This window comes from Minwuia sp. IMCC3060, assembly GCF_029909435.1.
In the GTDB taxonomy this organism is placed as follows: Bacteria; Pseudomonadota; Alphaproteobacteria; order Minwuiales; family Minwuiaceae; genus Minwuia.
Genome location: NZ_CP123782.1, coordinates 2,293,283 through 2,312,662 on the forward strand (window position 1 = coordinate 2,293,283; position 19,380 = coordinate 2,312,662).

The following is a 19,380-nucleotide window of genomic DNA, read 5'->3' on the forward strand; positions in this document are numbered from 1 at the left end:
AACTCTATTCGATGTTCACCCTGTGCGAGAACGATTTCCCGTCCGATATGACGATCTGGTTGAAGCCCAGCATCTTCGCCAGGTCGAAGAAGGTGAACAGATCCTCCACCTTCAACTCCCTGAAAAGCGGTGTACCCCGCGCAGTGGCTGTCAGCTGGGCCAGCAGCGCCCGCGCCTGATAGATGGTTCTGAAGCCTGCGTCCCCTGTCGCCACGATGATCATCTTCTCCGCCTCCGCCCCCTTGGCGAAGATGACGAAGGTGGGCCAGTAGGGACGGGCGAGCTGTTCCCCCGTCAGCCCGGTGATGAAACCGAGACGCTGACCGCGATCGGCGTTGGCGATCTGATCGGCGCGTCCGACATAACTCTCCGACGTTACCGGGCCGGGATAGTAATATCCCTCGTGCCGGTCATCGTCGGCATGGGCTGCCCCCGCCACCAGAATCGGCAGCAGGACCAGAAACAGTATCTTTCGAGCGACTCTCATGCGCCGATGATCACCTGCCCCCGCACCATGTGCAAGCGGTTGCGGTCACGGTCAGTGTTGCCTTCACCGACTTCGCCCGGGTCTCGGGCACCGCCCGGATCACCGTCACTGGCACGTCGCTGAACGCTCGCTATACTCCCGCCACCCGACACGCAGGCGTCGGGTTCGGGGTTTGAGGGGACACCGCATGGCAATCGAGCGTATCGCGTTCACATCCGCACGCACTCCCGGCGCGGAGTCGGCCATCGAGACGCTGACCAGACGCTACGGCAACACACCGGTCGACGAGGCTGATGTGGTCGTCGCCCTGGGCGGTGACGGCTTCATGCTGCAGGCCATGCACAACTTCATGCATCGCGACATTCCGATCTACGGCATGAACCGGGGCACCATCGGGTTCCTGATGAACCAGTATTCGGAAGATGACCTGCTCGAACGCCTCGACGGTGCGACGATGGCCCAGATCCATCCCCTGCGCATGGTCGCGATCCCGGAATCCGGCGGACGCCAGGAGACACTCGCCATCAACGAGGTCTCGCTGCTGCGCCAGACCCGACAGGCAGCGAAGATCCGCATCGAGATCGATGGCCGTGTGCGGATGGAGGAACTGATCTGCGACGGCGTCCTGCTGTCCACCCCGGCCGGCAGCACGGCCTACAACCTGTCCGCCCACGGACCGATCCTGCCGCTGACCGCAGGGGTGCTGGCCATGACCCCGATCAGCGCCTTCCGTCCCCGCCGCTGGCGCGGTGCCCTGCTGCCACGCGGCGCGCAGGTGACCTTCCACGTGCGGGAGGAATACAAGCGCCCCGTCAGTGCCGTGGCTGACACGTTCGAGGTGCGCAACGTGAGCGAGGTGCAGGTGAGCGAGGCACTGGATGTGACCATGCGTCTGCTGTTCGATCCGGAGCACAGTCTGGAAGAGCGCATTCTGAACGAGCAGTTCGTCCCCTGATGTCCGAGGTACTGCCCGACCGCATCGCCCACGCCCTTCGATACCCCTTCAACCCGCCGCACCGGGCCTACCGGTTTCGCGATGGCGGGCTGCATCCGCCCGAACCCTTCGACCCTGCGGGACTGCACGCGGTCGTCGCCTCCGGCTCCAACGGGTCGCCGGACCGGCTGCAGCAGAAGTTCGGCAATGCGGCCGGGGTTCCTGTGACCTACGGCATCATCCACGACCTCGTGCCCGTCTTTGCGGCACGGGTAACAGGGTACGGTTCGGTTCCCGCAACGCTTGCGGTGGTGCCTGGTGCCCGGGCGGGGGTCCATGTGACCTGGCTGACCGATGCGCAACTGCAGATCATGCATCAGACGGAGTCGGTCGGTACCGGCTATGCCTATTGCGCGCTGGAGGGTTTCACGTTCACGGCGCAGGGCGATCACCCACAGGCACCGCTGCATGCCTATATCAGCCTGCACGGCGCACTCGCACCGGAGGGCCGGCTGCTGCCCATGGATCAGGTGCCGCAGACGCAGGCGCAGCAGCACGTCATGGACAGCTTCGGCTTTGCCGGAACCCTGGCGGAGTTCGTGCGCCTGAACCTGGATGATCCCGATCATCGCCTTCGCGCCAATGACGCGGCCAGCCGCATTGGCCAGGCGATCGACCATGCGCGCCTGATACGTATCGCCTGATCCCCTTGTTCCGGCTTGGAAATCACCGTGTGTGCAAATAATACCGCATATGGATGCCATTGTTTGCAAAGCGGTTTTTTCGCTTGACGTGCCCAAATACGCTCTCTAGAAGCGCCACTTCCGAGACACGTTTCATCAGGAACCGGTCCGTCCGGTGCACCTGCGAGAGGCAAGCAATCATGAAAACCTATTCCGCCACGCCGGCAGATATCGAGAAGAAGTGGATTCTGATCGACGCCGAAGGTGTGGTTCTGGGCCGTCTGGCGGCCTTCGTCGCCAACCGGCTGCGCGGCAAGCACAAGCCCGGCTATACCCCGCACATGGATGATGGCGACTATGTCATCGTCATCAACGCCGAGAAGATCGCCATGACCGGCTTCAAGAAGCAGGACAAGATCTACTACTGGCACACCGGCTATCCGGGCGGCATCAAGCAGCGGACCGCGCGCGAGATCCTGGAGGGCAAGTTCCCGGAGCGTGTGGTTCAGAAGGCCGTCGAGCGGATGATCCCGAAGGGCCCGCTGGGTCGCCAGCAGTTCAAGAACCTGCGCGTCTATGCCGGTGCCGAGCATCCGCATGCCGGTGCCCAGCCTGAGGTCATCGACCTCAAGGTGCTCAACAGCAAGAATACGAGGTAGTTCGCGTCATGTCTGAAGAACAGAACACAGTCGGCGATCTTTCCGATCTGGGCGATGCCATGGGTGTCACCCCCGAAGAGGTGCAGGCGCCTGTCGAACCGCAGATCGACGCCCTGGGCCGTTCCTACGCCACAGGCAAGCGCAAGAACGCGATTGCCCGTGTCTGGATCAAGCCGGGCTCCGGTCGCTTCTCCGTCAATGGCCGCGAACTCGACGTCTATTTCGCCCGCCCCGTGCTGCGCCAGATCGTGGCCCAGCCGTTCCATGTCGCCAACCGCGACAACCAGTTCGATGTCTTCGCGACGGTCACCGGTGGTGGCCTGTCCGGTCAGGCCGGTGCAGTGCGCCATGGTATCTCCAAGGCCCTGACCTACTACGAACCGGGCCTGCGTCCTGTTCTGAAGAAGGGCGGTTTCCTGACCCGCGACAGCCGCGTGGTGGAACGCAAGAAGTACGGCAAGGCCAAGGCCCGCCGGAGCTTCCAGTTCTCCAAGCGCTGATCCGCGACGGCGCTCTCGCGCCACTGGATACAAGACAAGCAAAGGCGCTGCCCCCCCGGGGCGGCGCCTTTCTGCATTCCGCGGTGCAGCCCCGCGTCGGCTGGCACCCCCTTCGGCTGCTCAGGATCCGCGTGACGCCTCCTGCGCTTGCATCTGGCGTCTGACGAAAGCCTCCGCCTCTGCCATCTCGCCGGTGGCAAGCAAGGCACCCTCCAGCAAGGAGGTCCCCACAACGACATTCGCAAGCTCCACAAGCTTCGCGTATTCAGTGTCGCCGGTGACTGTCGCTGCGTAGATTCGTTGAATGCCCGCCTCCAGCACAAAGTCGGTCAGGTACACGATGTCATCATATGTGAAGACATTCTCGAAACCCGCCCTGTTATCGAGAATGCAGAAATAGTTCGGTGACGGATTTGCGGCCAGCGTGGCCTTGTAGAGCGGAATTCTCAGTTTCAGGTTGATTGGTCCGGTAACCGTGATCCGATGCAGCACTTCCTGGCCCAGCCGATCGGTCCTGAAACGAAAGCTGCTGAGTTCGCCTGAGGCGACAATCTGTGGAAATTCGTCTTGCTGCATGTCGCCCCCCGGCCCGGCATCGCCCCCATTGAAACATGCCATAGCAATAACCAGGCCGGTCCTGACACCCAGAGGATCAGAATCTGCCGTCTGGACAAGTCGGCAAGGCCAGTGAGGGGCCGGCGTCAGTCAAGCTTCCTGCTCGACTGTGTACCCAGCGCCGCCACCAAATCCAGTTTCTCGCGAATGAAGGCTTCGGCCACCTCCGGATCACTTGTCGTCGTGACTGTTCCCCCCAGTTCGAGGATCTGCAGCACAGCCGTCACGATCTGCACCAGTTTCGGATAGCCGGCATCATTGGTTATCGTGACGCCATAGAAGGCCGTCAGCCCCTCCTTCGACAGCCATTCGGCCAGCATCTGAATATCGTTGTAGCCGAAGACATTCTCATGCTCGGCACTGTTGTCGAGAATGCAGAAGTACCGGGCGGATGTGTTGGCTTTCAGCGTTTCTTCGTACATCAGGATGCGTCGCCGCAGGTCCAGCGGACCGGTGACGGTCACCCGGTGGACCACTTCAGCCCCGTGGCGGACGGACACGAAATCGAAGCCCGGGTGGGATCCTGTCGCGACTATGTCTCGAGGTTCAATCTGCTGCATCAGCTACCAGAACATTTCCCGCTCGGTTTGTTCGCACAGCTGCCATTGACCAGTCGGCATCCTGTCCGGTCCGGCAAGGAGGATGCATCAGAGCCGCCGCAACCACAACGAGATTGCCGGAGCAACGAACCCTGTGCATGGCGGCGATGCGTTGACCTGTCCCGGTGCATGTGATCCATTTAATGCAAGTGCATCAATCGACGGGGAGGACGAAATGCAGGATGACGCGGACGCCAGGAGCAAGAATATCCTGACCGGAGCTGTGGGGGTCCGTGAACTGAACGATCACGTTCTTGTCCTGCCGGCCCAGGGCAACGCGCTTGCCGTCAAGACCGCCGATGGGATCGTGCTGGTGGATTCCGGTTCCGGGCGCGGCATGACGGCGAAGATGATCACGTGCCTGCGGGAATGGTCCGACCTGCCGGTGAAGGCCATCTGCTACAGCCATGGCCACATGGGCTACAACGACGGGACCGCAGACTGGCTGAAACACGCTTCGGAGCGTGGCGATCCGGCGCCCGAACTCATCGGCCATGCCAATATCACCCGGCGTTTCGCACGCTATCGCGAGACGGCCGGGCTGCAGGACACGCTCAACGGCATGCAGTTCCCCCAGCTCAAGATCTCTACTGCCGGCGAGAACCAGATCGACCCGACACGGACGTTCGATGACCGACTGGTCCTTGGCGAGGGGGGGGACCGGATCGAGCTGCTCTGGGCACCATCGGAAACCGACGACGTGCTGGCACTCTGGCTGCCGGGGGACGGTATTCTCTACGCAGGGGCCGCCTTTCCGGGAACCACGCTGCCGAATGTCGGCACACCGCTGCGCACCCAGCGTTTCACGATCCGCTGGGCGGAGACACTGGACATGCTTGCCGGACTGAACGCGACGGTCCTGATCCAGGAGTTCGGTCCGATCGTCGAGGGTGAGGACGCGGTCCGGGAGCGGCTGACCATCACGGCGGAAGCCCTGCGCTGGCTGAGGCGGGAAGTTGTCGCCCGCATGAACCGGGGCATGAGCGATGTGGAGATCATTCACGACCTGGACTGCCCGGATGCCCTGTTCGACCACACCTGGATGCGCGAACGCTACGGCGCGATATCCTATCTGGTGCGTGACATCTATCGGGAAGAGAACGGCTGGTGGGACCGCAATCCGACAAGCCTGCATCCCGCGCCCCCTGCGGCCGCCCAGGCGGCAATCCTTTCCGCGATCACTGATCCGGCAGCCGTCATCGCGCGGGCAAGGGAACTGGCAGCGGGTGGCGAGGTCCAGCTTGCGCTGCATGTCATCGACCTGCTGGCGCAGGCTCCCGGCGACGACGAAGTGCTGAAGGAGGCCCGGCAGCTCAAGGCCGAACTCTGCCACGGTCGTGCGAAGGAAGTCCGCCCCTACGTCTCCAAGGCACTCTATGCCTCTTCGGCAAAGCTGCTGGAGCGGGGTCAGACAAGCTGGTCCAAGGCCAGCTAGCTGCTGCCCCGCAATTTGCGCAGAGCGCGGAACAGGATGACCTGTGCTAGAATAATGTCAGCGAATTAGGGTGACAAAGAGACGGCTGAACCAATGCCGCAAGCGCCGCCCGCCCCGATCTGGAGGAACCGATCATGACCATGCAGCGCCCCGCAGTGACCTATCAGGATCACTGGAAAACCGAAGGCTACGATCATATCTCCGTCACGCCGATCAATCCGGTCGTCGGCGCAACGGTCGAAGGCATCGACCTGTCCAAACCCTTCAACGATGCGGAGATCGCGGAAGTCCGGCGCGCGTTTCTGGCGCACCATGTCCTTGTCTTTCACGACCAGAACATCAGCGACGAACAGCACAAGGCGTTCGGCAGCCTTTTCGGTGAGCTTCATGTGCATCCGCTGAAGCACGACGCAAGCAATGACCGTGGCGGCGACCCGGCAATCCTGGAGATCCGTACCACGGCGAACTCCAAGTACACCGCCGGTGGCGCCTGGCACGCGGACGTCACCTGCGACGAACGCCCGCCCGCGAGTTCAATGCTGCTGATCCGCCAGATCCCGGAGGTCGGCTGCGGCGGCGATACCTGCTTCGCCAACATGTACAAGGCGTTCGAGACCCTGTCGGCGCCGATGCAGGATTTCCTGCGCGGCCTGACCGCTGTCCATGACGGGGCCATTCCCTACGTCGGGGCGTACAATACGACACCGCCGGAGGGGGGCTATCCGCGCAATGAGCATCCCGTGGTCGTGCGCCACCCGGAAACGGGCCGGGAAGTGCTCTACGTCAACCCGGGCTTCACGTCCCACATCAAGGGACTGAGCAAGTTCGAGAGCCAGTCATTGCTGGAAATGCTGTACCGGCATGTGGAAAAGCGGCTGGATATCCAGTGTCGCGTCAGCTATCGCCCCAACACGCTGGTGTTCTGGGACAACCGGTGCCTGCAGCATCAGGCGGCGTGGGACTATTTCCCCTACAGCCGTTCCGGCGGCCGGGTTTCGATGATCGGCCATCGCCCGACACGCGATACCTGATCAGGGGATTCCGTCAGTCCGAGAACTGGATGGCCCCCGCGAACATGTCGGGGTTCACACCGTCCCGTGCCAGCGGCAGCAACAGTCGGCGATAGGTGATCGGCAGAGGGTCGTCCCGGTTCAGATAGACCGACGTCACGGTCAGGCAGGGCTTTCGCTGCTGCAGGACGTAGGCGTAGTCCTTCGCGATCTCCGACCAGTTGCCGCCCTTGTAGGCGGCGGCAACGTCCATGCCTGTCGCGTCAAAGCCCACGTGGTGCACGATACCCGTGCCGACAAGCCGATAGCGATAGGTGTCGGCATCGATGACATCGATCAGCATCAGCCAGGGTAGCAGCGGAATCATGTCCGAAGGTGCCAGGTCCGTACGTGACGGCAGACGACCGTCGCGTACAAGTCCCCGCCAATAGCGCAGCAATTGCAGCAACACCGCGCTGCCCATCACCTTGTCATCCGGATCCCTGAAGACCTGGGTATCCATACCGCGCTCACCTGACAGCCGAATTGTCAAACAATTCTAGCAGAACAACCTTGCCGAGCTCTTAACGGACCAAACCGGCATGCCGCGCCTGCAACATCATTGAAATATATTTCGCCTATCCACTCGCGCAATCAAATCTCGTATTGGGCCAGAGATCTCCACCCTTGGATTGCAGATCGGATTTTCCGCTTGAACACATATATCAATTCAATATATATCGCTTTGTGATTTCAGGGGCTGTTCCCCTTCCCCAACCAAGAGAATCCGCAAAATGGACATTCGCACCCTCTGCCTCGGCATCCTGACGATGCGCGAAGCGACCGGCTATGAGATCAAGAAGGTATTCGAGGATGATCTCAGTCATTTCTACGAAGCCAGTTTCGGATCGATATATCCGGCCCTGAACCGCATGACGGAAGACGGCTGGATCGCCTGCAAGGCGGAGGCACAGGACGGGCGCCCCGACAAGAAGATCTATTCCATTACCGCTGCCGGTCGCATGGCCTTCATGGATGCGCTGGAGAAGAAGCCCCGCAAGGATCGCCTGCGTTCCGAGTTTCTGGCGATGATGATGTTTTCCGACCTGATGGTCCCCTCGCGCATCGCGGGGCTGATCGACGAACGACTGGCCGGTCTCGACGCCAACCTCAAGGAACTCGACACCTGCCTGGATGAGGCCGCCACGCCGAACGTGGTCCGGTTCCTGCGCGGCTTCGGCCGGGCCGTGTACCAGGCGGAACGGGACTATCTGGAAGAAAACCGCCACCTCGTCGAAGCGCAGGCCCTGATGGCCCGCGCCGCCGCAGACTGAACCGCCCGCCCCGGAGTAAATGACCGTGAACCGATCAATCCTAATCGCGATAATCATTGCCGTCGCCGCTGTAGGCTGGCTGCTGACCGGTGTGCTGGACGCTGACGGCCCTGGCAATCAGGACAGTGCCAACGCGTCGGAAGGGCCCGCGGCGACTGAAGCGAGTGCGCCGGCAGCCGCGGCAGGCCCTGCGGCAGCCCCGGAAGCCAAGCCGCACGCCCACAAGACGAGCGTCCGGACCCGGATCAGCGAATCCGCGCCCCATGCCGTGCAGATCACCGTGCGCGGCCGGACGGAGTCGGTTCGGACCGTGGAGGTGCGGGCACAGACGCAGGGCCGGGTCGAACAGATCTACCGCAAGAAGGGTGACCGGGTCGCGAAGGGCGATCCGATCGTCCGTCTCGCCGCCGGTGACCGCAGCGCACGCCTGGCCGAGACCGAGGCCCTGATCAAGCAGCGCGAGATCGAGTACGAGGCCGACCGGAAGCTCAATGCCAAGGGCTACCGCGCCGACACCCAGGTCGTCGCCGGTGCCGCGGCACTGGACGCTGCCAAGGCGGCGCGGATGAGCATGGAGGTCGATATCGCCTACCTGACCGTCCGGGCGCCTTTCGACGGCGTCATATCCTCCCGTCCCGTCCAGCTTGGCGCGTTCCTGAAGGTTGGTGATCCGGTCGCCGTGATTGTCGATCAGGATCCGATCCTGGCCATCGGCAATATCTCGGAGCGGGAGATCGGACAGGTGGAGATCGGCACACCGGCGGAGGTCGTGCTGATCGACGGGCGGAAGGTGAGCGGCAAGGTCCGGTTCATTTCCCCCATCGCGGAAGCCTCCACCCGGACGTTCCGGACAGAGATCGAGATCGACAATCCGGACCGCTCCATCCGCGACGGCATCACGGCGGAAATCATGCTGGAAGCCGGCAGTGTTCAGGCACATTTCCTGACGCCTGCAATCCTGACGCTGAATGACGCCGGCGCCATCGGCGTTCGTACCGTGGACCGCAATCGCCAGGTTGCCTTCGTCCCCATCAGCATCATCGCGGACGGGCCGGACGGGGTCTGGGTCAGCGGACTGCCCCCCCAGGTCCAGATCATCACTGTCGGTCAGGAATTCGTTCGCGAAGGCCAGGTCGTCGACGTCGCACTGGCGGAGTAAGCCATCATGATGAGCGCCATTATCGATGCAGCGATCGACCGTTCGCGAACGGTCATCGCCACGCTTGTTCTGATCCTGCTCGCGGGCGCTGCCGCCTACAACGCGATTCCGAAGGAATCCGATCCGGACATCAACATCCCGATCATCTACGTCTCCATGACCCACGACGGCATCTCGCCGGAGGACTCCGCGCGACTTCTGGTGCGGCCGATGGAGCAGGAACTGCAGGGCATCGACGGTGTGAAGGAGATGAAATCCATCGCCGCCGACGGCTTCGGCTCGGTGATCCTGGAGTTCGATGCCGGCTTCGATGCCGACCAGGCCCTGACGGACGTGCGGGAAAAGGTCGATACCGCCAAGTCCGAGCTGCCCGAAGAAACGGATGAACCGCGCGTGGAGGAGGTGAACTTCAGCCTGTTTCCCGTCATCGTCGTGACCCTGTCGGGCAACATTCCCGAGCGCGCCCTGTACCGGGTCGCACGGGAACTGAAGGATGATATCGAAGGCATCACCACGGTGCTGGGCGTCGACATGGCCGGTGACCGCGACGAATTGCTGGAGGTGGTGCTCGACCCCGCCAAGCTGGAAAGCTACCAGATCGACCAGGCGCAGCTGATCCAGACCATGACGCTGAACAACCGCCTGGTGGCGGCCGGCGCGATGGACACCGGCGAAGGCCGCTTCGCGATCAAGGTCCCGGCCCTGTTCAAGACCGCGCATGACGTGCTCAGCCTGCCGATCAAGACCGACGGCGATGCTGTCGTGACCCTGGCTGACGTCACCACCGTGCGACGCACCTTCAAGGACGCGGAGAACTATGCCCGCCTGAACGGCCGTCCCGCCGTGGCACTGGAAGTGAAGAAGCGGCTGGGCGCGAACATCATCGAGACCATCGACAATGTGCGCCACCTGGTGGAAGAGCAGGCGCAGCGCTGGCCTGCGGGGATCGAGGTCTCGTTCAGCCAGGACAAGTCCAACGATATCCGCAACATGCTGCAGGACCTGCAGAACAACGTGATCAGCGCCATTCTGCTGGTCATGATCGTCGTGGTTGCGGCGCTGGGGCTGCGCAGCGCGCTGCTGGTCGGCGTCGCCATCCCGGGCTCGTTCCTGATCGGCATTCTCTACCTGTTCATGTTCGGCTTCACGATCAACATCGTTGTGCTGTTCGCGCTGATCCTGGCGGTGGGCATGCTGGTCGACGGCGCCATCGTGGTGACCGAGTTCGCGGACCGGAAGATGCAGGAAGGCGAGCCGAAGAGGGTTGCCTATGCCATGGCCGCCAAGCGCATGGCCTGGCCCATCATCGCCTCGACGGCCACGACGCTGGCGGCCTTCATGCCGCTGCTGTTCTGGCCCGGCGTGGTCGGTGAATTCATGCAGTTCCTGCCGCTGACCCTGATCACCACGCTCTCCGGCTCCCTGCTGATGGCGCTGATCTTCATCCCGACGCTTGGATCGATCTTCGGCAAGACCACGGCGGGGCCGGACAGTGCGGTTGCGGCGGCCGAGAGTGGTCCCATCACGAGCATCCGCGGCTTCACGGGCGTTTACGCGCGGTTCCTCAATCGTGTTGTCCGACGGCCCGTGCTCTGGCCTGCCACGATCATGGTCCTGGCGATCATCAGCCTGGTCGGCGTCAACACGGCCTACGGTGTCTTCGGCAAGGGCGTGGAATTCTTCCCCGACGTCGAGCCCGAGCGGGCGCTGGTCTACGTCCATGCACGCGGGAACATGTCGATCAAGGAACAGGATGCGCTGGTCCGCGAGGTCGAGAACCGCGTGCTGAGGTTCGACGACTTCTCCACCGTCTATACCCGTTCCGGCAAGCGTGAGCAGGACGGCAATGACATTTCCGAGGATGTGATCGGGATCATCACGCTGGAGTTCAAGGACTGGCTGGAACGCCGTCCGGCCGACGTGGTCCTGCCGCAGATCCGGGAGGCAACTGCCGATCTTGCCGGTATCGAGGTCGAGACCCGCAAGGAAGAGAACGGGCCGCCGACCGGCAAGGACGTGCAGGTCCAGATCACCTCCCTCTTCAGCGAGAAACTGCCGCCTGTCGCCGACCGCATCCGTGCCTATCTGGAGGACAACGTGGAGGGACTGCGCGATATCGAGGATTCGCGGTCCCTGCCGGGTATTCAGTGGGAACTGCAGGTCGATCGCGCCCAGGCCGGTCGCTTCGGCACCGACGTCGCGGCCATCGGGGCCATGGTCCAGTTCGTCACCAATGGTGTGAAGGTCGATGACTACCGCCCGGACGACACCGACGAGGAAGTGGATATCCGTGTGCGGTTTCCGGAGGAATACCGGACCCTGAACCAGCTCGACAACCTGCGCATCAACACGCCCAATGGCCTGGTGCCGCTGTCGAACTTCGTGACCCGGACGCCGGAACCAAAGGTCGGCCGGATCGAGCGGGTGGACGGTGCCTACAAGCTGGTGGTGCAGGCCAACGTGCAGGAGGGCGTGCTGGTCGATGACAAGGTCAAGGAGGTCAAGGCCTGGCTCGCCGAGCAGGATTTCGACAGGGATGTCGATATCGCGTTCAAGGGCCAGGACGAGGAGCAGGCGGCAGCGGAAGCCTTCCTGATGAATGCCTTCGTCATCGCGCTGTTTGTCATGGGCATCATCCTGGTGACGCAGTTCAACAGCTTCTATCAGGCCTTCCTGATCCTCACCGCCGTCATCATGTCGACAATCGGCGTCATGATCGGCCTGCTGGTGATGGGTCAGCCCTTCGGCATCGTCATGACCGGTGTAGGCGTCATTTCACTGGCCGGCATCGTGGTGAACAACAACATCGTGCTGATCGATACCTATTCCTACCTGGCCAGAAATGGCATGGAGCCGCTGGAGGCCATCGTGCGCACCGGCGCGCAGCGTCTGCGGCCCGTGCTGCTGACCACCGTGACCACCATCTGCGGTCTGATGCCGATGGTCTTCCAGGCCAATATCGACTTCTTCAGCCGTGAGATCACGATGGGGGCGCCGTCAACGCAATGGTGGGTACAGCTTGCCAGCGCGGTGGCCTTCGGCCTCGGCTTCGCCACCATCCTGACCCTGGTCGTCACCCCCAGCCTGCTGGCGCTCGGCGTCGCAACGAGCCGGGCCCTGCCCTGGAATCGTCGCAAGCAGAAGGCGGAGCAGGACGCGCAGGATGAAAAGAAGGCGCAGGCGGGCGACGACAGCTACGGTGGCTTCACCGCCCCGGCGGAATGATCAGAGTCCGGTGCCTGCGGGCACCGGACGACCATTCAGATAGGCAGCGGCGTCCATCACGCCCTTGCCGGCCTTCTGCAGACGGGTGAGGCGCAGGACGCCCGAGCCACACTGCACGGCAAGCTGGTCATCGACGGTCACGGCGGGCTGCCGACCGCTGGTGGCATCCTCCACCACATGGGCCGCGTGAATCTTGACCCGTTGCCCGTCGATCTCGCACCAAGCTCCCGGAAAGGGTGACAAGCCGCGGATCAGGCGTTCGATCCGCTCCGCATCCCAGCTCCAGTCGATGCGGGCCTCGGCCTTGTCGATCTTGGCGGCATAGGTCACACCGGCTTCCGGCTGCGGAGTTTCAACCGCCTGCCCGGCAGCAATGTCGGCAACTGCCTGAACCACCAGATCGGCGCCCATGGCCGCCAGCCGGTCGTGCAGCGTCGCGGTGGTATCGCTGGCCCGGATCGGTGTCCTGTCCACCAGCAGCATGGGCCCGGTGTCCAGCCCCGCCTCCATGCGCATGATCGTGATGCCGGTCTCATCGTCCCCCGCCATGATCGCACGATGGATCGGCGCCGCGCCACGCCAGCGCGGCAGCAGGGACGCATGGATATTGAAACAGCCAAGCCGCGTCGCATCCAGGATCGCCTGCGGCAGGATCAGCCCGTAGGCCGCAACCACGGCCATGTCGGCCTCCAGGGCGGCGAAGGCCTCACGGTCCGATGCGTCGCGGAAATTCAGCGGCGTGCGTACGCTCAGACCCAGTTCCTCGGCGGCCTGCTGCACCGGGCTGGGGCGCGGTTTCTTGCCCCGACCTGCGGCGCGCGGCGGCTGGCAGTAAACCGCCACGATCCGGTGACCGGCGGCATGCAGCGCGCGCAGCGGCGCGACCGCGAAGTCAGGTGTGCCCATGTAGATGATGCGCAGGGGCTGCGCCGGGCCCGACATTCAGCCGGTGGCCTGCAGCTTCTTCGCCTTCTTCAGGCGGCGCAGGATCATGTTGCGCTTCAGCGCGGAGATATGATCCACGAACAGGATCCCCTCGAAATGATCCATCTCGTGCTGGATGCAGGTGGCGAGCAGGCCATCGGCGGTCAGTTCCTGTGTGGCACCATGCTGGTCCAGGTACTTCACCCGGATCGTTGCCGGACGCTCCACCTCCGCATATTGCTCCGGCAGGGACAGGCAGCCCTCCTCGTAGGCCCGCAGATCCTCCGACGACTCGAGTATCTCCGGATTGATCAGATAGATCGGGTTGGCCGCTGCGCCATCGTCGGCGCAGTCCACCACCATCACCCGTTTCGGCACGCCCACCTGGATCGCCGACAGCCCGACACCGGGCGCGTCGTACATCGTCTCCAGCATGTCATCCATGAAGGCACGCAGTTCGTCATCGATCTGCCCGACGGCCTCGGAGCGGACCTTCAGACGGGGATCGGGCGCGGTGATGATGGGAAGCAGGGCCATGAGTCTCGGTTCTTCGATGGATGGGTCCGGTGGAGGTAGTCCCGCCTGACGTTGGCGTCAAGTGTCACAGGTCCACTCAGAACCTGCCCGCCTGGAAGTCCTGAAATGCCTGCATGATCTCCTCCCGCGTGTTCATCACGAAAGGACCGTAACGGGCGACCTGCTCCCCGATCGGCTGCCCCGCAATCACCAGAAAGCGGGCGGCCTCCCCACCGGATGCCTGCACGTTCAGCTTCGCGCCATGGGTCAGCAGTGCCATCTCGCCCGTGTCAACGGGCCTGTCACCCACGGAAACGCTGCCGTCATAGACATAGATGAAGGCGTTGTGGCCGGTTGGCAGGCTCTCTGCCAGCGCCTTGCCGGCATCCAGATGCACATCCCAGTAGATCGGGCTGACCGCGATGTCGCGCACCGCCCCCTCCTGCCCGCGCAGGGTTCCGGCGACCAGGCGCACCTTCACGCCATCCTCCAGATCCAGTTCCGGAATGTCCTCGGGCTCGATGTCCTGATAGCGGGGCGGACGCATCTTCTGCGCGGCGGGCAGGTTGACCCAGAGCTGGAAGCCCCACATCAGCCCGTCTTCCTGTTCCGGCATCTCGGAATGCACTATGCCCCGGCCCGCCGTCATCCACTGCGCGCCACCGGGCTTCAGCAGGCCGGCGTTGCCCTGGTTGTCCTTGTGCCCCATCCGACCGGCGAGCATGTAGGTCACGGTCTCGAAGCCACGGTGCGGGTGGTCCGGAAAACCGGCGATATAGTCACTCGCGTCATCGGAACGGAACTCGTCCAGCAGCAGGAACGGGTCGAACAACTGCAGCTCCGGCCCGCCGAGGCTGCGCTTCAGCCGGACCCCAGCCCCATCCTGCGCGGCGACGCCCGGCACGATATGCGCCACAGCGCGTGCATCCGTCCGGGTCTCCTTGGCTCCATCCTGCAGTGTCGTATCCATTCCGAATTCTCCTGTTGCGAGCAACCGCCAATCTGCCGGAGAGATGGCAACGCGTCAGTCCCCAATCAATTGCACGTCTGGAAACGCTCAGTTTCCGACACGCCCCGCAATGGCGCGCGACTTGCTGTTCAGTGGGGTATCATGATGATGTATTGCAAATTGCGAGTTTCCCCCTTGTCAGCGCTGTGTGGCATTCTGCTGCTGACATGCATAATGGGATTCTCTTCCATTCTGGCATCTCCTGCGCAGGCCGCCAGAGATCGCGCCGAGCTCTATCGGGAGGCGCTGAGCGCGTTCCGGGCCCAGGATTATGTGCAGGCAGTAGCGATCTGGCGTGACCTGGCCGAGAAGGGTCACGCGGCAGCGCAGAACAATCTGGGTCTTTGCTACCTGAATGGGAAGGGCGTGAAGGTCGATCCAGAACGTGCACACAGCCTGTTCAGCGAGGCGGCAGAGCGGGGACGGGCTGCGGCACAGAACAACCTCGCCCGGACCTTCCTGAAAGGCTGGGGCGTGGAGCAGAACGAGGCCGAGGCCTATCGCTGGTATCTTGCCGCGGCGGAACAGGGTCACGCCAACGCCCAGAAGAACCTCGGCGTCATGCTGCTGCAAGGCACTGGTGTCGATGCCGACCCCGAAGCGGCATACGACTGGTTCCAGCGCGCCGCCGAGCAGGGCGAGCGACGGGCCTTCTATCAGCTTGGATTGATGTATGCGCGTGGTCTTGGTGTTGTCAGGGACTGGTCGAAGGCCGTCACCTACTTCAGGGAAGGTGCCGCACGCGGCGACGCCGGGTCGAGTTTCCTGCTGGCGGACGCGTTCGAGACCGGCAAGGGGGTCGATGTCGATGTCGATCAGGCCCTGCGCTGGTATCGCCGTGCGGCAGCGCGCGGTCATCGCAGGGCACTCGTGACGCTGGGAGAGAAGTTCCGCGACGGGACGAATGTGCAGCAGAACATCGCGCGCGCGATCATGTGGTTCGAACTGGCGGAACGCGCCGGTCACCGCCGCGCAGGTGAGACACTTGAGAAGTTGATGGATCAGGCGAATGAGCGCCAGATCGCCAAGGCAGGGCAGTTGCTCGAGCGGTTCCTGGGCAAGTTGAAGCCCCCCGCTCGCGCCAAATTCGAGGACCAGTCCGCATGAATGACCAACGCATCAACATCGTCGGCTTCGGTGCCATCCACAAGAGGTCGGTGCGGATCGCCGGGCATCCGACGAGCATTTCGCTGGAAGATGTCTTCTGGTCCGCCCTCCGCGAGATTGCCGACTCCCGTGGTCAGCGGCTGAGTTCGCTGGTCGAGGAAATCGACCGCAACCGCGATACGGCAAACCTGTCGAGCGCCATCCGCATCTTTGTCATGCAGACGTTCCGGCAGGCCGCGGGAAACCTGAGCATGCGGCAGGCAAGCTGAATACAGCGGCGGCGAAGCACGCCGCTGCCGGTGCCCTCACCTGACGAACCGACCTAGCGCGGGAATTCGAGGCCCATCTCTCGATAGCGTGCCGGGTCCTCCAGCCAGCGTTCCCTGACCTTCACGAACAAGAATAGGTGGACCGGGCGTTCCAGCAGTTCGGAGAGTTCCTCCCGCGCGGCCTGCCCGATCTGACGCATCGTACGTCCGCCCTTGCCCAACACGATGGGCTTGTGGCCGGTACGCGAGACATAGACGATCTGATCGATCCTGACGGACCCGTCCTTACGCTCCGTCCATTTCTCGGTCTCGACGGTCAGGGAATAGGGCAGTTCCTGATGCAGGCGCATGAACAGCTTTTCCCGCGTGATCTCGGCGGCCAGCAGGCGGCTCGGCATCTCCGACACCTGATCCTCCGGGTACAGCCACGGGCTTTCCGGAACCGAAGCCGCCATTGCGGCGCGCAGATCGTTCACCCCGTCGCCGTTCAGGGCGGAGATCATGAATATCCTGTCGATGCATTCGACATCGCCAAGCTGCGCCGCCAGTGCGAGCAGGGCATCCTTGCGCACCTGGTCGATCTTGTTCAGGGCCACCCAGATCTTCTTGCCTGCCTGACCCAGCCGCTTGAGGATCCTGTCGGTATCCTCCCCCACGCCGCGCTCCGCATCGATCAGCAACAGGGTACGGTCGGCCTCTTCCTGACCGGCCCAGGCCGCGTCCACCATCGCCTGTTCGAGCTTGCGCTTCGGCGCGAAGATGCCAGGGGTATCAACCAGGATGATCTGGCTCACCCCCTCCATGACAATCCCGACGACCCGGGCGCGGGTCGTCTGCACCTTGGGCGAAACGATGGAGACCTTCTGCCCCACAAGCTGGTTCAGCAGCGTCGATTTTCCGGCGTTCGGTGCGCCCACCAGCGCCACGAAGCCCGCCCTTGTCCTGTCTCCGTCCGCCGCCGACTTGTTCGCCACTTTCAGGTTCCCTGCAATTGTTTCAGAAGCTCGCGTGCGGCGCTCCGCTCCGCCTCCTTCTTCGATGGTCCCTGTGCTGTTGCCGTACCGAGGTCACATGCCGCCTCGATGGTGAACAGCGGGGCATGATCGGGGCCGTCCGTCGCAAGCACGGTGTACTTCGGCGGCTCGACCCCCCTGGCGTGGGCCAGCTCCTGGATCTCCGTCTTCGGATCGCGCGGGGCCTGCTTCAGGCCCGCCACACGATCGTGCCACAAACGCCGCACGAAATCCCGTGCCGCATCCAGACCACCCTCCAGATACAGCGCCGCTATCACCGCCTCGCAGGCGTCCGCCAGGATCGCGGGCTTGGTCGCCCCCCCGGTGCCACGCTCGGAGGCCGCCATGATCAGGCATCTGTCCAGCCCGATCTCCAGTGCCACCTCAGCCAGGGTCTCGCGCCGCACCAGTTCGTTGTAGCGGCTGGCGATGCGGCCCACGTCGGCCTGGCGGTAGAATTCGTAGAGCCATTCGGAGATCACGAGGCCAAGAACACGGTCACCGACGAACTCCAGACGCTCATAGTCACCGCGCCCCTTCCTGCCCTTCGCCAGTGCCGACGGATGTGTCAGGGCCAGGGAAAGAAGATCGGGATCGCGAAAGCTGTGGCCAAGAATCGCCTGCAGGTCTTCCAGCCCCGATGCGACGTCGCTCAAGGGTTCACTCCAGCGAGTCGCCCAGGCGACCGTAGCGGATGTTGCCGATCAGCTTCCAGACTTCGTACCAGTGGAAGTCGGTATCGATGCTGAAGAACAGGATCTCCGCGCGCCCGACCAGATTCTCCATCGGCACGAAGCCGACACCACCGGCACTGATCGGCACCCGGCTGTCGCTGGAATTGTCGCGGTTGTCGCCCATCATGAACAGGTGCCCCGGCGGCACGGTATAGACCTGCGTGTTGTCATCGCGACCCGTGGGACGCAGATCCAGCGTGCGATAGGTCCGGCCGTTGGGCAGGGTTTCCTCGAACTGCGACACGAAGCTCGTGCGGCCATATTCGTCCTGATAGGCGAAATCCTCGACGCGCTGGCGTTTCACCGGGCTGTCATTGATGTGCAGCACACCCTGTCGCATCTGGATACGGTCGCCGGGAAGTCCGATCAGGCGCTTGATGTAGTCGGTGTCATTGTCGCGCGGCGTCTTGAAGACGATCACGTCACCACGTTCCGGCTCACTGCCGAGGATCCGTCCGGAAAACAGGTCAGGACTGAATGGCAGCGAATGCTTGCTGTAGCCGTAGCTGTACTTGGAGACAAACAGGAAGTCGCCCACCAGCAGGGTCGGGACCATGCTGCGCGACGGAATGTTGAACGGCTCGAAGGCCACCGTGCGGATGACCAGCGCAATCAGTACCGCATAGACAACGGTCTTGATCGTCTCACCAATGCCGCCCTTGGATTTCGACGCCATTCCGTCTCTCTTGTCGTCTGTGGGTGCTGGGGTGCCCCGCCGGGCGAAGCAGTCTGTCTCAGCGCGTTGAGCACAGCGGCGAGATAGACCCCAAACACCCTGCCGCTGTCAACCGATCCGGGCCTCCAGGATGACCTGCGCCATCGCATAGGGTGCCTCGTCCGTCATCGAAAGATGCGCGACGACATGGTGTCCCTCCGGCGCCAGGGTCTGCATCGTGCGCGCGGCGGCACCCGAGAGCCGCAGCGACGGCTTGCCGTTGGGGGCCGACACGACTTCGATCTCGGTGAGGAAGGCATGTTCGCCGATGCCGGTTCCGACGGCCTTGGCGAAGGCCTCCTTCGCGGCATAGCGACGGGCATAGCGGGCGGCACGGTCAGCCCGCCCCTCGTTGACCGACTGTTCGTCGGGAGAGAAGCAACGATCGAGGAACCGCTGACCGAAGCGGTCAAGCGCGCCCTCGATCCGCCGCGTGTCACAGAGGTCGATGCCAAGCCCGACAATCATGCTGGC

22 protein-coding genes are annotated in these 19,380 nt (G+C 63.3%); 11 read left to right on the forward strand and 11 right to left on the reverse strand.

From position 1 onward, the window contains the following. Window positions 1–4: 4 nt before the first annotated feature. Window positions 5–487, reverse strand: coding sequence for a hypothetical protein (locus tag QGV54_RS10760; RefSeq protein ID WP_281016828.1), 483 nt, complete (start codon window positions 485–487; stop codon window positions 5–7). 187 nt (window positions 488–674) lie between these two features. On the opposite strand from QGV54_RS10760, the gene QGV54_RS10765 reads away from it, so the two are divergent. The 4 genes from QGV54_RS10765 to rpsI all read left to right on the forward strand — a co-directional run bounded on the left by QGV54_RS10765 (window position 675) and on the right by rpsI (window position 3,263). Continuing rightward, on the forward strand, window positions 675–1,442 hold the full coding sequence (locus tag QGV54_RS10765; RefSeq protein WP_281016827.1) for an NAD kinase: 768 nt from the start codon (window positions 675–677) through the stop codon (window positions 1,440–1,442). Further along, the gene (locus QGV54_RS10770) at window positions 1,442–2,125 is read left to right on the forward strand and encodes a hypothetical protein (RefSeq protein WP_281016826.1); all 684 of its coding nucleotides are present in this window, start codon (window positions 1,442–1,444) and stop codon (window positions 2,123–2,125) included. The genes QGV54_RS10765 and QGV54_RS10770 overlap by 1 nt, the downstream gene beginning before the upstream one ends. A gap of 179 nt (window positions 2,126–2,304) precedes the next feature. Beyond that, a complete protein-coding gene (rplM, locus tag QGV54_RS10775; protein WP_281016825.1) occupies window positions 2,305–2,763 on the forward strand; it encodes a 50S ribosomal protein L13 in 459 nt (152 codons plus the stop codon). 59 nt (window positions 2,764–2,822) lie between these two features. Beyond that, the gene (gene rpsI / locus QGV54_RS10780; protein ID WP_281019872.1) at window positions 2,823–3,263 is read left to right on the forward strand and encodes a 30S ribosomal protein S9; all 441 of its coding nucleotides are present in this window, start codon (window positions 2,823–2,825) and stop codon (window positions 3,261–3,263) included. A 120-nt stretch (window positions 3,264–3,383) separates the two neighbouring features. On the opposite strand, the gene QGV54_RS10785 is transcribed toward rpsI, so the two are convergent. Then, window positions 3,384–3,839 (reverse strand): hypothetical protein, encoded by a 456-nt coding sequence (locus tag QGV54_RS10785; protein WP_281016824.1) that lies wholly within the window; start codon window positions 3,837–3,839, stop codon window positions 3,384–3,386. A gap of 125 nt (window positions 3,840–3,964) precedes the next feature. Then, complete coding sequence (locus QGV54_RS10790; RefSeq protein ID WP_281016823.1) at window positions 3,965–4,438, reverse strand: hypothetical protein; 474 nt, start codon at window positions 4,436–4,438, stop codon at window positions 3,965–3,967. Between the two features lie 214 nt (window positions 4,439–4,652). Here QGV54_RS10790 and QGV54_RS10795 point away from each other — a divergent pair, with 214 nt between their 5' ends. Both QGV54_RS10795 and QGV54_RS10800 read left to right on the forward strand, forming a co-directional pair. Further along, the gene (locus QGV54_RS10795; protein WP_281019897.1) at window positions 4,653–5,912 is read left to right on the forward strand and encodes an alkyl sulfatase dimerization domain-containing protein; all 1,260 of its coding nucleotides are present in this window, start codon (window positions 4,653–4,655) and stop codon (window positions 5,910–5,912) included. A gap of 134 nt (window positions 5,913–6,046) precedes the next feature. Further along, on the forward strand, window positions 6,047–6,943 hold the full coding sequence (locus QGV54_RS10800) for a TauD/TfdA family dioxygenase (RefSeq protein WP_281016821.1): 897 nt from the start codon (window positions 6,047–6,049) through the stop codon (window positions 6,941–6,943). A 13-nt stretch (window positions 6,944–6,956) separates the two neighbouring features. On the opposite strand, the gene QGV54_RS10805 is transcribed toward QGV54_RS10800, so the two are convergent. Continuing rightward, window positions 6,957–7,424 (reverse strand): PAS domain-containing protein, encoded by a 468-nt coding sequence (locus QGV54_RS10805; RefSeq protein WP_281016820.1) that lies wholly within the window; start codon window positions 7,422–7,424, stop codon window positions 6,957–6,959. A 271-nt stretch (window positions 7,425–7,695) separates the two neighbouring features. Here QGV54_RS10805 and QGV54_RS10810 point away from each other — a divergent pair, with 271 nt between their 5' ends. The 3 genes from QGV54_RS10810 to QGV54_RS10820 are packed head-to-tail and all read left to right on the forward strand — an operon-like array spanning window position 7,696 to window position 12,619. After that, entirely contained in the window at window positions 7,696–8,235 is a 540-nt protein-coding gene (locus QGV54_RS10810) for a PadR family transcriptional regulator (protein WP_281016819.1), read from the forward strand. Window positions 8,236–8,260: 25 nt separating this feature from the next. Beyond that, entirely contained in the window at window positions 8,261–9,394 is a 1,134-nt protein-coding gene (locus QGV54_RS10815) for an efflux RND transporter periplasmic adaptor subunit (protein WP_281016818.1), read from the forward strand. A gap of 6 nt (window positions 9,395–9,400) precedes the next feature. Then, window positions 9,401–12,619 (forward strand): efflux RND transporter permease subunit, encoded by a 3,219-nt coding sequence (locus tag QGV54_RS10820; protein WP_281016817.1) that lies wholly within the window; start codon window positions 9,401–9,403, stop codon window positions 12,617–12,619. Here the strand turns inward: QGV54_RS10820 and fmt are convergent, their stop codons facing one another. The 3 genes from fmt to QGV54_RS10835 all read right to left on the reverse strand — a co-directional run bounded on the left by fmt (window position 12,620) and on the right by QGV54_RS10835 (window position 15,029). Further along, window positions 12,620–13,540, reverse strand: a complete 921-nt coding sequence (fmt, locus tag QGV54_RS10825; RefSeq protein ID WP_348638784.1) for a methionyl-tRNA formyltransferase — start codon at window positions 13,538–13,540, stop codon at window positions 12,620–12,622. 21 nt (window positions 13,541–13,561) lie between these two features. After that, on the reverse strand, window positions 13,562–14,080 hold the full coding sequence (gene def / locus QGV54_RS10830) for a peptide deformylase (RefSeq protein WP_281016815.1): 519 nt from the start codon (window positions 14,078–14,080) through the stop codon (window positions 13,562–13,564). A 76-nt stretch (window positions 14,081–14,156) separates the two neighbouring features. Beyond that, window positions 14,157–15,029, reverse strand: coding sequence for a pirin family protein (locus QGV54_RS10835; protein WP_281016814.1), 873 nt, complete (start codon window positions 15,027–15,029; stop codon window positions 14,157–14,159). A gap of 213 nt (window positions 15,030–15,242) precedes the next feature. On the opposite strand from QGV54_RS10835, the gene QGV54_RS10840 reads away from it, so the two are divergent. Together QGV54_RS10840 and QGV54_RS10845 are read left to right on the forward strand one after the other, a co-directional pair. Next, window positions 15,243–16,175 carry a tetratricopeptide repeat protein gene (locus tag QGV54_RS10840; protein ID WP_281016813.1) on the forward strand — a complete coding sequence of 311 codons (933 nt, stop codon included), beginning with the start codon at window positions 15,243–15,245 and terminating at the stop codon, window positions 16,173–16,175. Continuing rightward, window positions 16,172–16,444 (forward strand): ribbon-helix-helix domain-containing protein, encoded by a 273-nt coding sequence (locus tag QGV54_RS10845; protein ID WP_281016812.1) that lies wholly within the window; start codon window positions 16,172–16,174, stop codon window positions 16,442–16,444. The genes QGV54_RS10840 and QGV54_RS10845 overlap by 4 nt, the downstream gene beginning before the upstream one ends. A gap of 53 nt (window positions 16,445–16,497) precedes the next feature. On the opposite strand, the gene era is transcribed toward QGV54_RS10845, so the two are convergent. The 4 genes from era to acpS all read right to left on the reverse strand — a co-directional run bounded on the left by era (window position 16,498) and on the right by acpS (window position 19,374). Continuing rightward, on the reverse strand, window positions 16,498–17,418 hold the full coding sequence (era, locus tag QGV54_RS10850) for a GTPase Era (protein WP_281016811.1): 921 nt from the start codon (window positions 17,416–17,418) through the stop codon (window positions 16,498–16,500). Between the two features lie 2 nt (window positions 17,419–17,420). Then, window positions 17,421–18,113 (reverse strand): ribonuclease III, encoded by a 693-nt coding sequence (rnc, locus tag QGV54_RS10855; RefSeq protein ID WP_281016810.1) that lies wholly within the window; start codon window positions 18,111–18,113, stop codon window positions 17,421–17,423. Between the two features lie 4 nt (window positions 18,114–18,117). Then, on the reverse strand, window positions 18,118–18,867 hold the full coding sequence (lepB, locus tag QGV54_RS10860; RefSeq protein ID WP_281016809.1) for a signal peptidase I: 750 nt from the start codon (window positions 18,865–18,867) through the stop codon (window positions 18,118–18,120). A 108-nt stretch (window positions 18,868–18,975) separates the two neighbouring features. After that, entirely contained in the window at window positions 18,976–19,374 is a 399-nt protein-coding gene (gene acpS / locus QGV54_RS10865; protein WP_281016808.1) for a holo-ACP synthase, read from the reverse strand. Window positions 19,375–19,380: the final 6 nt, after the last annotated feature.